The organism is Nitrospira lenta (assembly GCF_900403705.1).
GTDB classification, from domain to species: domain Bacteria; phylum Nitrospirota; class Nitrospiria; order Nitrospirales; family Nitrospiraceae; genus Nitrospira_D; species Nitrospira_D lenta.
On record NZ_OUNR01000018.1, the window covers coordinates 142,958 to 156,676 of the forward strand.

A 13,719-nucleotide genomic window follows, 5' to 3' on the forward strand; every position below is an offset into this window, starting at 1 on the left:
GCGGATCATTGAATGGCTTTGCCGAACCGATCCCTTTGAGCCTATTTCAAATCCAGTGACCGTGCGGTTTATTCTTCACTCACACACTTCTCGTGCCCGCTCACTGAATCGCTTTGCCGAACCGATCCCATCGAACCCACTCAGTCCACTCCCCGTGACCGCTCCAGGACCAGTAGATTCTGAACGCCTTCCCGCGGATCTTTTCCTCCCGCACATAGCCCCAGAAGCGGCTGTCGAGGCTCTGATCGCGATTGTCGCCCATGACAAAATAGGACCCGTCCGGCACCGTCACCGGGCCGAAGTTGTCGCGGGGATTGATCGTGCTGTCGATGATGCCCGGATCGATCCGCTGCGTGAAGGCTCGGTCGTCGAGCAGTTCACCGTTGACGAGCACCTGCTTATTGCGGATCTGCACGGTATCGCCGGGCGTGCCGACGATGCGCTTGATGAAATCTTTCTCTTCGTCTTCCGGAAAGCGAAAGACGATGACATCGCCCCGCTGCGGCTTACCGAACGGCATCACGTTGGAAGACGTGTAGCAATTCACCGGCGGAAAGTTCCATTGCAACTTACAATCGGTCGGCCATTGCAACCCATAGGACAACTTGCTGACGAGGATATGATCGCCGATCAACAGTGTGGGAATCATCGACCCGGATGGAATCTTGAACGCCTGCACGACGAACACCCGAATGGCGAAGGCCAGCAGCATCGCGACGATGATGGCTTCGGCGTACTCCCGAATGATCGACTTCCCGCTCTGCCGAGCGTCGCCCGCCGCCGGGACCTCCGTCGGAGCCGCGACCGGGGCGACCCCTGATACATCCTCAAGATTGGGCGGAGTCGGTTCAGCACTCATTCATCCCCCACTTTCAACAGCGCCAGGAAAGCCTCTTGCGGCACTTCCACGCTTCCCACCGACTTCATCCGCTTCTTGCCTTCTTTCTGCTTTTCCAGCAGCTTCCGTTTGCGCGAGATATCGCCGCCATAGCACTTCGCGATAACGTTCTTCTTCATCGCGCCGATCGACTCGCGAGCAACGATCTTCGTCCCGATCGCCGCCTGAATGGCAATTTCAAACATCTGACGGGGGATGAGCTCTTTCATCTTCTCCGCCATCTGCCGCCCGCGATGGACCGATCGCTCTTTGTGGGTAATGAACGACAGCGCATCCACAGCCTCGCCGTTCAACAGAATATCGAGCTTCACCAGATCGGATTCGCGATAACCGAGCAATTCATAGTCCAGCGACGCATACCCCTGCGTGCGCGACTTGAGCTTGTCATAAAAATCCAAGATGACTTCATTGAGCGGCATCTCATAACTGATGACGACGCGGGTCGGATCGAGAAAGTGGATGTCCCGCTGAATGCCACGGCGTTCCTGGCAGAGCTTGAGGATCGCTCCCATATACCGTTCCGGGGTAATCACCGTGGTCAGGATAAAGGGCTCCTCGAACGAATCGATACTGCTGGGCTCCGGCAAATCGGCAGGATTGTCGATCTCCAGCACCTCGCCTTTGGTCGTCATCACGCGATACACGACAGTGGGCGCGGTCGTAATCAACGTCAGGCCATATTCTCGCTCGAGGCGCTCCTGGATAATCTCCATATGCAGCAAGCCCAGGAAGCCGCAGCGAAAACCAAAGCCCAACGCCAAGGAACTCTCCGGCTCATAGACAAAAGAGGAGTCGTTCAATCGCAACTTGACGAGCGCATCCCGCAGATCTTCGTACTTCGCCGTGTCGGTCGAATAGAGCCCGCAGAAGACCAGCGGCTTCACTTCCTTATACCCGGGGAACGGCGTGGCCGTCGGGTGCACGGCATCAGTCAGCGTGTCACCGATCTTGACGTCCGCCACCTCACGCATGTTCGCACAGAGATAGCCGACCTCACCGGTCAGCAGTTGGGTCGTCTTCGAGCGCTTGGGAATAAACTTCCCGACTTCCATCACTTCAAATGTCCGGTCGTTGGACATGACCTTAATCTTCATCCCCGGCCGGACCTCTCCGTCTACGATGCGGATGAGGACGATCACCCCCTGATAGTTATCGAACCAGGAATCAAAAATGAGGGCTTTCAGCGGGGCCTTGGGATCACCGGACGGCGGCGGAATCCGCTCGATGATCGCTTCGAGTACCTCCGGCACTCCCTTGCCCTCTTTCGCGCTGATCGGCATCGCATCGCTGGCATCCAGCTGCAACACTTCTGAAATGGAATTCTTGGTCCCCTCGACGTCCGCACTGGCCAAATCGATCTTATTGATGACGGGGATAATGGTCAGATTGTTCGCCATGGCCAAATTGACATTGGCGATAGTCTGCGCCTGCACCCCCTGCGTGGCATCCACAAGCAAGAGCGCGCCTTCGCAGGCCGCGAGACTCCGCGAGACTTCATAGGTGAAATCGACGTGCCCCGGCGTATCGATCAAGTGCAAATCATAGGTCTTCCCATCCTTGGCCTTGTACCGAATGGCGACCGCATGGGCCTTGATCGTAATGCCCCGTTCCCGCTCAAGATCCATGGCATCAAGGATCTGCTCCTTGGCCTCTCGGGCGGTCACTGCGCCAGTCGCATCCAGGAGCCGGTCGGCGAGGGTGGATTTGCCGTGATCGATATGGGCGATAATCGAGAAGTTTCGTATAAGGCTTTGCAAATCCTAGCTCTTTTCAGAAAAAATCGGTTCATTATAGTAACTGCCCCACGGGTTGTCAAAGTCAGGACTCACTCGTATAATCGCCGCCGCACGGTGATTTTCGAGCCTTTCTACGCACCTCAACTCCACCCGGCTTCGCAGGAACTCTGAATCGCATGGCACCACGCACCCCCCCGGACACACTCGCGGATTGGGACCGGAAATATCTCTGGCATCCCTTTACACAAATGCAGGAATGGGAACAGGAAGCCCCCCTCATTATCGAACGGGGAAAGGGCGCCTACCTGATCGATACTCAGGGCAGAAAGTACCTCGACGGAACCTCATCAATCTGGGTGAATCTCCATGGACATCGGCATCCGACGCTCGATCGCGCCATCAAAAACCAACTCGACAAGATTGCCCACTCAACTTTTCTAGGACTCTCAAACCCGCCGGCTATTCAACTCGCGCGCGAACTGATCCGCATTGCGCCGAAGGGACTGAAGCGAGTCTTTTATTCCGACAACGGATCAACGGCAGTTGAAGTCGCCCTCAAGATGGCGGTCCAATATTGGCAGCAACGCCATCCCGAGGCCGGACCCAAACATACCTTTCTGCATCTCAAGCTGGCCTATCACGGCGACACGATCGGGGCCATCAGTGTCGGGAATATCGAGCTGTTTCACGGCCGCTTCAAACCTCTTCTGTTTCCAACTCTCGACGCCGAGCCCCCCTACTGTTACCGCTGTCCGCTCGCCCTCACCTATCCTTCCTGCCACATGGCCTGCCTCGATCCAATCGAACAGCTACTCAAAACCCGGCATCGCGAAATCGCTGGATTCGTCATTGAACCACTCGTGCAGGCCGCAGCCGGCATGATCATGTCTCCGCCCGGCTACTTGAAACGCATCCGTGAACTCTGCACTCAATATAATGTGCTACTCATCGCCGATGAAGTGGCGACAGGATTTGGCCGCACGGGAAAGATGTTTGCCTGTCAGCATGAGGGCGTCACCCCTGATCTGATGGCCATCAGCAAGGGGCTGACCGGCGGCTATATGCCCTTGGCCGCCACGTTGACGACGGAAGCCATCTACAGCGCGTTTCTTGGGAAGTACGAAGAGTTCAAGACGTTCTTCCATGGCCATAGCTATACCGGCAATCCGTTGGGATGCGCAGTGGCGCTGGCAAACCTTGAGGTCTTCCGCACAGAAAAAACCCTTGCGGGACTTCGCCCGAAGGTCGCACTCTTGAAACGCCTGCTTAAGCCCCTAGCCGATCTGCCGCTCGTGGGAGATATCCGCCAGCGCGGCATGATGGCGAGCATCGAACTCGTTCAGAACAAGACCACCCGCGAAGCCATCCCCCTACAGGCCAGAATCGGCCACCGAGTCGCCATGGAGGCGCGCCTGCGAGGGCTCTTACTCCGCCCGATCGGCAATGTGATCGTCCTGATGCCGCCGCTCTCTTCGACCCGGGATCAATTGTCGAGAATGGTGGAAATCTTGGCCGATTCCATAGACACTTGCACTCATCCAATCGGGGCGCCCGATGCAGCACGAAGCCCCGTCTTGTGAATCCACGTGAAGACTAGAGGCGCAGATGAGTTCCTATGATTTCCTCGTGATCGGCGGCGGTGTCATTGGGTTGAGTATCGCCAGAGAACTCAAGTCCCGCCATGCCGATGCCCGCATCATGTTGATCGAGAAAGAATCCGCTTGCGGGGCCCACGCCAGTGGCCGCAACAGCGGCGTCCTCCACGCAGGATTTTACTACTCCCCCGATAGCCTGAAAGCGAAATTCACCAAGCTCGGGAACAAGCGGATGACCGCCTATTGCGAGCAGAAAGGCATTCCCCTCAATCGCTGCGGCAAGCTCGTCGTGGCCAAAGATGCCGGCGATCTTCCCTCCCTCGACGAGCTGGTGAAGCGCGGCCGAGCGAACGCGATTGAGATTCAGGAGCTGACCGAAGCAGAAGCCAAACGCATCGAGCCTCGCGTCAAAACCTACCAGCGCGCCCTGTTCTCACCCCGCACCTCGACCGTGAATCCCTTGCACGTCGTCGACGCCATGCAACGCGATGCCACCCAGGAGGGAATCGAGATACGATTCGGCACCGCCTACATCAGCCGAACCGATCAGGGAGTCCGGACCAACTCGGACACGATTGCCGCTGGCTATGTCGTCAATGCCGCGGGATTGTACGCGGACAAAATCGCGCTGGATTATGGCTTCTCTGAAAAGTATCGGATCCTGCCCTTCAAAGGGCTCTATCTCTATTCAAACGAGCCGCCGGGCGCGATCCGCACCAATATCTACCCGGTTCCTGATCTGAGGAATCCGTTTCTCGGGGTTCACTTCACCATCACCGCCGACGGAAAAGCGAAGATCGGCCCTACGGCCATTCCGGCCTTCTGGCGTGAAAATTACGAGGGCCTCAGTAATTTCAAGCTGGGTGAGATGATGGAGGTCGCGGGCCGCGGACTCGGGCTGCTGACCAACGCCCAATTCGACTACCGGCGTCTCGCCGTGGAAGAGATCGCCAAATATTCCCGCAGCAAAATGGTCGAACTCGCCTCGGTGCTCGCCGAAGGAGTACAGGAATCAAACTATCAGAAGTGGGGACGGCCCGGCATCAGGGCCCAATTACTGGATATTACCAAGCGCAAGCTCGAAATGGATTTTGTCCTGGAAGGAGACCGCCGCTCCATGCACGTCCTCAATGCCGTCTCACCGGCCTTTACCTGCTCACTACCCTTCGCCGCGCATGTGTGCGATCAGATCGACCAACGCCTGCGCTAACTCACCGTCAACCATTCAGCTCGACGACGGCTCCAACACCAATCTGTAAGCGCTCGCTGGCCGATTTTTCTTTGAGAAATAACTCCAGCATCCCATTGCTGTTGATCACAGCATGCAGCACATCACCCTGCCCTTCGCTATAGTTTGCGACCAGGGTTTCACTGCGATGCGCTCCGACCCGGATCTCCGGCTGGCCGATCATACCGGCCTCAATCTGCGCGCGGGAAATGTTCGAGATCAGATTCCCGAAACGGTCGATGTAGACAATCTCTCCAATAATCGTTCGCGTCGTCACCTGGGGTTGAGGCCAGTTCGTTCTGACCGGATCAGGAACCAATCGGCCGAACGACGACAGCGCCGCGCCTTTGGCCAGCCAGGCCGCCGCCGGGGCAAACACATCTCGGCCGTGGAAGGTCGCTCCGGGGGACGGCAATCGGTACTGCTGATTTTCGATTTCCCGAACCTCAACGTCTTCTTCCATATTCAAAACCGGCGTCAGTACACCGTTGTCCGGCGCCACGAAGTAATAGCGGCCCGTTTTGACCAGAATCGGCCGGCGGCGGCTGCCGACGCCGGGATCGACCACCACGACATGCACGGTGCCTTCGGGAAACGCCCGGTAGCAGGCCTGGAGACAATAGGCGGCTTCGTCGATTCGATGCGGAGTGATGTGATGGGACACATCTTCAATGCGGGCATCAGGGTGGATCGTCAGGATCACCCCTTTCATGCTGGCGACGAAATAATCTTTGGTGCCGAAATCGGTCAGGAGAGTAATGAGCGAGGGGGCCGGAGGCACGTCACAATTCCTCGAATTTGATCTCCACGATTTCGTATTCAATGACCTTTGCCGGTGTCGTCACTTCAACAAAATCACCGACCCGCTTGCCGATGAGTGCGCGCCCGACCGGCGACTGCACGGAGATTCGGTTGAATTTCATGTCGGCTTCGTCTTGCCCGACCAGCGTGTATTGCCGCTTCGACTGCGATTCCTGCTCGATCACCAGGACCGTCGCGCCGAAGACCGCGGTGTCCGTCGTACGGCCGGTCGTGTCCACCACCCGGGCCTCGGCAATTTTGGTTTCGAGTTCGGCCATACGCGCCGCGATAAACCCCTGCCGTTCCTTGGCCGCGTCATACTCGGCATTCTCGCTCAAATCGCCATGCGCGCGGGCTTCGGCAATCGCTTCGATATTCTTCGGCCGTTCGACCTTGCGCAAGCGATCGAGTTCAGCCTTGAGTGCGTCAAAACCTTTTTGGGTAATGGGTGTCGGCATACCGCAGAACTCCTCTTACGCCTGGGGGCGATGATACTCTTGCAGCGATCGAATCGACAATTCTTTCTTGGCCAGGGCTTCAATGCCCATCACGGCCGCCAGTGCTCCCCGCATCGTCGTATAGTAGGGCACTCCCCGCTGCAGGGCTTCCCGACGAATCGACAGGGAATCCGTATGGGCGGAAGCCGTCCGCACCGTATTCACGACGACGGCAACAGCCCCATTTTTAATGTGATCCACGATATGGGGGCGCCCCTCTTTTACTTTATTGACGGTCTCCACCTCAACCCCTTTGTCTCGCAAAAAACTGGCGGTGCCGCTGGTGGCCTGAAGGGTGAATCCGAGGGTGCGCAACCGCTTCGCCACATCCCACGCCGCCAGCTGATCGGATTCTTTCACGCTGATAAAGGCGGTGCCCGATTGCGGCAGAGAGGCGCCGGCTCCGGCCTGGGACTTGGCAAACGCCCAGCCGAAATCGCCGTCGATGCCCATGACTTCTCCCGTCGATTTCATTTCCGGCCCCAACAGCACATCGACTCCCGGAAACTTATTGAACGGAAACACCGCCTCCTTCACCGATAAATGCGTAGGCTGCGGCGCCGTGATAAACCCGAGGTCTTGGAGCGACTTCCCCAGCATCACCTTCATGGCCAGCTTGGCCAGCGGAACACCGATGGCTTTGCTGACGAACGGCACGGTGCGCGAGCCCCGTGGATTCACTTCGAGCACGTACACCGTTTGGTCCTTCACGGCGAACTGCGCATTCATCAGACCCACGACACCTAACTCCAACGCCAAGGCCGTCATCTGCCGCTCGATCTCACGCACGAGCGCCTTATCCAACGTGTAGGGCGGAAGTGAACAGGCCGAATCACCCGAGTGCACGCCGGCTTCCTCAATGTGCTCCATAATACCGGCTACCACCACCGTTTTCCCGTCAGAAATGGCATCGGCATCGATCTCGATCGCGTCCGAAAGATACTTGTCGATCAATACCGGATGTTTGGGCGAGGCCTTCACGGCCGAACGCATGTACTCCAGCAAAGCGGTTTCGTCATACACAATCTGCATCGACCGCCCGCCTAAAACATAGGAGGGACGCACCATGACGGGATAGGTAATCTTCCCCGCGATCCGCACCGCTTCGTCGACGGAGCGGGCCATGCCGCTTTCGGCCTGCCGCAATCCGAGCTTGTCCAACAGATCGCGGAACCGCTCACGATCCTCTGCCCGATCGATGGCCTCCGGGCTCGTGCCTAGAATTTTCACCCCGGCCCTGGAGAGCGGCAACGCCAATTTCAGCGGAGTCTGCCCGCCGAATTGCAGCACCACCCCAAGCGGTTGCTCGCGGTGGATGATGTTCAGCACATCCTCCTCGGTGAGCGGCTCAAAGTAGAGACGGTCCGACGTATCATAGTCGGTGCTCACCGTTTCGGGATTGCAATTCACCATGATCGTTTCGACACCCTCTTCACGCAGCGCCATCGCCGCATGCACACAGCAGTAGTCGAACTCGATCCCCTGCCCGATCCGGTTGGGACCGCCGCCGAGAATCACGACCTTCGTGCGATCAGACGGGCGCGATTCACATTCACTGCCGTAGGTCGAATAGAGATAAGGCGTATTGGCTTCAAACTCCGCGGCACAGGTATCCACGCGCTTATACGTCACGGCCCTGGCCGGCTTGGCGGACTTACCGGACTTGCCGGATCCCATGCGCGCCTTCCGAACAACGGCCCCCTCGACGCCGAGCAATTGCCCGATCCGGTCGTCTGAGAATCCTAACTCCTTCGCCTCCCACAAGAGATCGCCGGACAGCACCTTAGCGGCGCTGTCGACCTGGCCTATCAGTACCTGTTCAAACTGGATCAGCTCACGAATCTGCTCCAAAAACCAGGGGTCGATCTTGGTAATCGCGAACAATTCGTCATTCGTGAGGCCGAGTCGGATCCCGTCGGCCAGATACCAGAGCCGCTCCGGTAACGGCGTTTTCAGGGTACGCCGGATCTTCTCGACCGCCTCGGCGCGATTGAACTCGGCGGGAATTCCCCGATCGATGCCGACCCGCGAGGCCAGACCGTTCAAATCCAGCTCCAACGAGCGAATCGCCTTTTGCAACGACTCCTTGAAGGTCCGGCCGATCGACATCACTTCGCCCACCGACTTCATCTGTGTCGTCAGCGTCGGATCGGCCCCTTTGAATTTCTGAAAGGCAAAGCGAGGAATCTTGACCACGACATAATCGATCGTCGGCTCGAAGGACGCTTTGGTCACACCCGTAATATCGTTGCTGATCTCATCCAGCGTATACCCGATTGCCAGCTTCGCGGCGATCTTCGCAATCGGAAAACCGGTGGCCTTTGACGCCAACGCCGAGCTCCGCGACACGCGCGGGTTCATCTCGATAATGATCATTTCCCCGTTGTCGGGGTTCAACCCGAATTGAATATTCGAGCCGCCGGTATCGACGCCGATCTCGCGAATGATCCGCAAGGCCGCATTGCGCATGCGCTGATATTCCTTGTCGGTCAGGGTCATGGCCGGCGCCACGGTGATGCTGTCGCCGGTATGCACGCCCATCGGGTCCAGATTTTCGATCGGACAGACGATGACCACGTTGTCCTTGAGATCGCGCATGACCTCCAACTCGTACTCTTTCCATCCGATCAAGGAGCGTTCGATCAGCACCTGACTGGTTGGGCTCATCGCCAGCGCCCAGTCGATGAGCTTTTCAAATTCCTCCCGGTTATAGGCAATGTTGCCGCCGGTCCCGCCCATCGTAAACGAAGGCCGGATAATAGCGGGGAATCCGACTTTCTCCAGAATCTTGGTCGCCTCTTCTCGGGTGTGCGCAGTCCCGCTTTCAGGCACCTTCAGCCCAATCCGCTCCATGGCCTGCTTAAAGGCTTCCCGGTCTTCGGCTTTGTGAATAGCTTCCGCCGAAGCCCCGATCAGCTTGACGCCGTACTTCTCCAACACGCCGCGCTTCACCAACCCCATCGTCGCATTCAACGCCGTTTGCCCACCCATCGTCGGCAGGAGTGCATCGGGGCGCTCACGTTCAATCACTTTCTCGACAACCTCTAGCGTAATCGGCTCGATATACGTGCGGTCGGCCAGCTCGGGATCGGTCATAATCGTCGCCGGGTTGCTGTTGATGAGGATGACCTTGAACCCCTCTTCCCGCAACGCTTTGCAGGCTTGCGTGCCGGAATAGTCAAACTCACAAGCCTGGCCGATCACAATCGGCCCGGACCCAATTAACAGAATGGACTTAATATCAGTGCGTTTCGGCATGGATCCTCAATACTCGATAGTTGAAAACTAGCTCAGTTGCGGCATAGGACCGATCAGCGGCCGATAGGGTGCCGCCGGTGGGGCCGTCGGGGCATTGTGCCCATGGTAATATCGCATCGCATCCGGCAACCAGGCCTCGATCTGATTGATACGCGTAAGATCCGACGGATGCGTCGAGAGAAATTCCGGAACCGCCTGCTGTGACCGAAAGCACACCTTCCCAATCATCTGCCGGGGACAACCGCTCATACGCTCCCAAAACGGCACGGCTTCACGGGGATCGAACCCCGCCTCCGCCATCAAACGCAGTCCGATATAGTCCGCTTCAGACTCCTGCTTGCGGTTGAACGGCAGCGAGACATTTACGCCATAGGCGCCGAGCAACCCCTGCATGGCGCCGCCGCCGGCATGCCCGGCCGCTGCGGCCCCGATCGCACCCAGCTGAGCGATCTGATCGATGATGCTGCGGCTCATCCGCTCGACTCCGTGGCGCTGCAGCGCATGGGCGACCTCATGCCCCATGACCGTCGCCAATCCTTCTTCGCTTTTCGTCACCTTGAGAATGCCCGTAAAGACCGCCACCTTGCCACCAGGCAGGCAAAAAGCGTTCACCATCTTGTCTTCCTGAATGACCGCAAACTCCCACTGATACTCCGGCTTGTTGGCGGCCTTGGCGATCCGCTGCCCGACCTTCTGGACCAGCTCATTGATTTCGACATTGTCGCTCAACGTCGCCTGCCGCAAGACCTCCCGGTACGCGCCGAGCCCAAACTCCATTTCCTTTTCTTCCGAAAAGAAAATGAGCTGATCGCGGGCCGTTCCCGGCGCGCGATAACAGCCGGTCAACGACGACAATAGCCCCAGGGCCGTGCAGGCCCCAAGGGCCGCATAGATTCCGGTCACGCCCCGCACCCCGAGCGCCAGTACGGCGCGCCGCCCGACCGGCGTGGCGAGAAACTGGTCTACGCTATGATCGCCCGTCTGCGCCATCACATCACTCACTCACGCCGGCCTGAAAGGATTTCAGCCAGGCCTACGGCATCCACAAATACATGAATTGCGGCGTGCCGCCCCTGACAAACGACATCACGTCGAGATTGCCCAGCGCCGACAGCGGACCGGGCGCCATGAGCTTGGTGTACACATTGTTCGAATAATCGCCCGGGCGGTGATAGGTCACCACCCTCGCCTCCGTCAATCCGGCTTTTTTCTTGGCCGCTTCAATAGCATCTTCCAGATAGCCGATCTCATCAACCAGTCCCGCCGCTTTCGCTTGATCGCCGGTATAGATCCGGCCGTCGGCCAGCTTCTTGATCTGCTCCATCTGGAGATTCGGCCTGCCCTCTTGTACAACCGTCAGGAACCGCTGATAGAACGAATCGATCAACCCTTGAAAAATGCCCCGTTCTTCCGGAGTCATAGCGCGAAACGGCGACCCCATATCCTTCCGAGGACCGGATGTGATCGCGGTGGCTTCAACCCCCACTTTCTCCAACAGTCCGTGCGTATTCACCGTGAGCATGATGACGCCGATACTCCCCGTCACCGTCGAGGGATGGGCCATGATCCGGTCCGCGGATGAAGCGATGTAGTACCCGCCCGAGGCCCCCACATCCATGATCGAGGCGATGACCGGAATCTTGCGGGATGCTTTGAACAGCTTCAGCTCATGATGAATGATATCCGACGCCGTCACTGTGCCGCCAGGCGTATTGATCCGCAACACCAGCGCCTTGACCGACTCATCGCGTGAGGCCCGCGTCAGTTCTTCCTTGATCGTCGCGATCATGCTGGGAAGCGTATAGAAACTCGCCTTGTCTTCCGAACTGATCATCCCGGATACATCCACGAGCAAGATCTTATCCTTGCCGGTTCCACTCACCTGCCGCTCCTCCAACTGAGTGGGCGGCGGCGGAATCTGAATATTGACGCAGCCCGAGTGCAACACACTCAAGCCCACGATGCACACACCGGCGACGAATGACCTGACTCTATCCATGATGTTTCTCCATGAGCTGCACAAACTCCTCAAACAGATACGCCGAATCATGCGGACCGGGTGAGGCCTCCGGATGATATTGTACGGAAAAGACGGGCTGGTCCAGGCACACCAGGCCTTCAATCGATTGATCGTTCAGACTCAGATGGGTAATCGACACCTTGCCGAGCGCGGTCTCGATCGTCACCGGCCGCTCCGGCACGTCACCGATCAGAGTCGGACCCTGCACGGCGAAATTGTGATTTTGCGAAGTGATCTCGACCTTGCGTGTCCGGATATCGAGGACCGGATGGTTCGACCCATGGTGCCCGAATTTCAGTTTGTAGGTCTTGAGGCCCAAGGCTAATCCGATGATTTGATGACCGAGGCAAATGCCAAAGATCGGGTAACGACCGATCAAGGCTCGCACGGCTTCCATCGCATAGGGCACGCCCTCCGGATCGCCCGGGCCGTTCGAGAGAAACACTCCGTCTGGTTTCAACGCCTGCACCTCGGCAGCCGACGTCGACGCCGGCACCACCGTCACGTGGCACCCCACATCGACCAGCCGCCGCAAAATATTTTCCTTCACACCAAAATCGTAGGCCACCACCCGCCAGGGCTTTCGTCGCTCGGATCGCGCCGGCCCTAGCACGACATCAGGCATCCATTCCCCCGACCCCTTGTCCCATTCATAGGAACGTTTCGACGTCACCTCAGCAACAAGATCGCGCCCGAGAATGCTCGGCGCCTGCTTGGCTTTCTTGACAGCAGACTCTCGATCGGCACTCAGATGCGTGATCACCGCCTGCTGTGAGCCCTTCTCCCGGAGATGCCGTGTCAGCGCGCGCGTATCCAGCCCTTCGATCGCGACAAGCTTAGCCTTGGTCAGATAATCCTGAATGCACTCCTTGCTTCGCCAGTTGCTCGCCAACCGGCTGGCCTCCATGACCACGAATCCTTCGGCCCAGACTTTTTGCGACTCGATATCCTCCGGCGTCACTCCATAGTTTCCGATATGCGGACAGGTCATCGTGATGATCTGGCCTTTATAGGAAGGATCCGTCAACACCTCTTGGTATCCGGTCATCGCCGTATTAAACACCACTTCACCAAGGGCTTCGCCTGTATAGCCAAGTGCGCGCCCCTCGAATACCGTGCCGTCAGCCAGTGCTAATAACGCCTTCTTCATGCCTGCCCCTTGCTCACTCGCCATGTGTGCAACGTGTGATTGACTCGGACACCCATCAAGACGATACCCAAACAGAGATTCACCATATAGAGCGCGCGCACGGGCATATGGAGCTTGAAGAAGGCTCCCAGCGCCGCCTTCCGTGCCGTGTCATCTTTGATCGCAAACGCCTCAGCTTGCAGCCTGGCGGCTTGGGGATGCAAAACACCGATGATGATCCCGGCAACCAGCACCATCACACCGAGTAAAACCATTTCAAACGTTGTGGGGGCCATCACCGGATGCTGAACCCACCGCCGCCACCCCATCCCGGCGACCATCACGACGATCGCCACCAGCACCGCTCGATTGAACCCTTCAAATGTTCTCGTCAAAAAAAATCCCCCGGAATCCTGCCCTCCGAACGTATTAAACACCGCCGGAATCACAGCAGTCACCAAAATCACTAACCCGCCGACCCAGACCCCCAACGCCACCCATTCGAGCGTCAGACCGATGCGCGAGATCCACAAGGACGCCCGGGACTCCATCATAGA

Annotated in this window: 11 protein-coding genes; 2 read left to right on the forward strand and 9 right to left on the reverse strand. The window is 57.9% G+C overall.

Going from position 1 to position 13,719, the window contains the following annotated elements; translation table 11 throughout:
* Positions 1–100 precede the first annotated feature (100 nt).
* Both lepB and lepA read right to left on the reverse strand, forming a co-directional pair.
* Positions 101–859: a signal peptidase I gene (lepB, locus tag NITLEN_RS14265; RefSeq protein ID WP_121990302.1), complete on the reverse strand. Its 759-nt coding sequence runs from the start codon at positions 857–859 to the stop codon at positions 101–103.
* Positions 856–2,655, reverse strand: coding sequence for a translation elongation factor 4 (gene lepA, locus NITLEN_RS14270; protein WP_121990303.1), 1,800 nt, complete (start codon positions 2,653–2,655; stop codon positions 856–858). The genes lepB and lepA overlap by 4 nt, the downstream gene beginning before the upstream one ends.
* Before the next feature lie 155 nt (positions 2,656–2,810).
* On the opposite strand from lepA, the gene bioA reads away from it, so the two are divergent.
* Positions 2,811–4,214, forward strand: a complete 1,404-nt coding sequence (gene bioA, locus NITLEN_RS14275) for an adenosylmethionine--8-amino-7-oxononanoate transaminase (RefSeq protein ID WP_121990304.1) — start codon at positions 2,811–2,813, stop codon at positions 4,212–4,214.
* Positions 4,215–4,239: 25 nt separating this feature from the next.
* A complete protein-coding gene (lhgO, locus tag NITLEN_RS14280; RefSeq protein ID WP_121990305.1) occupies positions 4,240–5,439 on the forward strand; it encodes an L-2-hydroxyglutarate oxidase in 1,200 nt (399 codons plus the stop codon).
* A gap of 7 nt (positions 5,440–5,446) precedes the next feature.
* Here lhgO and NITLEN_RS14285 read toward each other — a convergent pair whose 3' ends face one another.
* The 7 genes from NITLEN_RS14285 to NITLEN_RS14315 are packed head-to-tail and all read right to left on the reverse strand — an operon-like array spanning position 5,447 to position 13,716.
* Positions 5,447–6,238, reverse strand: coding sequence for an SAM hydrolase/SAM-dependent halogenase family protein (locus NITLEN_RS14285; RefSeq protein ID WP_121990306.1), 792 nt, complete (start codon positions 6,236–6,238; stop codon positions 5,447–5,449).
* A gap of 1 nt (position 6,239) precedes the next feature.
* On the reverse strand, positions 6,240–6,716 hold the full coding sequence (gene greA / locus NITLEN_RS14290; protein ID WP_121990307.1) for a transcription elongation factor GreA: 477 nt from the start codon (positions 6,714–6,716) through the stop codon (positions 6,240–6,242).
* A 15-nt stretch (positions 6,717–6,731) separates the two neighbouring features.
* Complete coding sequence (gene carB / locus NITLEN_RS14295) at positions 6,732–10,013, reverse strand: carbamoyl-phosphate synthase large subunit (protein ID WP_121990308.1); 3,282 nt, start codon at positions 10,011–10,013, stop codon at positions 6,732–6,734.
* A 27-nt stretch (positions 10,014–10,040) separates the two neighbouring features.
* On the reverse strand, positions 10,041–11,003 hold the full coding sequence (locus NITLEN_RS14300; protein WP_121990309.1) for a M48 family metallopeptidase: 963 nt from the start codon (positions 11,001–11,003) through the stop codon (positions 10,041–10,043).
* Between the two features lie 43 nt (positions 11,004–11,046).
* On the reverse strand, positions 11,047–12,012 hold the full coding sequence (sppA, locus tag NITLEN_RS14305) for a signal peptide peptidase SppA (RefSeq protein WP_245924497.1): 966 nt from the start codon (positions 12,010–12,012) through the stop codon (positions 11,047–11,049).
* Positions 12,005–13,183 (reverse strand): glutamine-hydrolyzing carbamoyl-phosphate synthase small subunit, encoded by a 1,179-nt coding sequence (carA, locus tag NITLEN_RS14310; RefSeq protein WP_121990311.1) that lies wholly within the window; start codon positions 13,181–13,183, stop codon positions 12,005–12,007. Before carA ends, sppA begins: the two co-directional genes overlap by 8 nt.
* Positions 13,180–13,716: a DUF4149 domain-containing protein gene (locus NITLEN_RS14315; protein WP_121990312.1), complete on the reverse strand. Its 537-nt coding sequence runs from the start codon at positions 13,714–13,716 to the stop codon at positions 13,180–13,182. Before NITLEN_RS14315 ends, carA begins: the two co-directional genes overlap by 4 nt.
* Positions 13,717–13,719 lie beyond the last annotated feature (3 nt).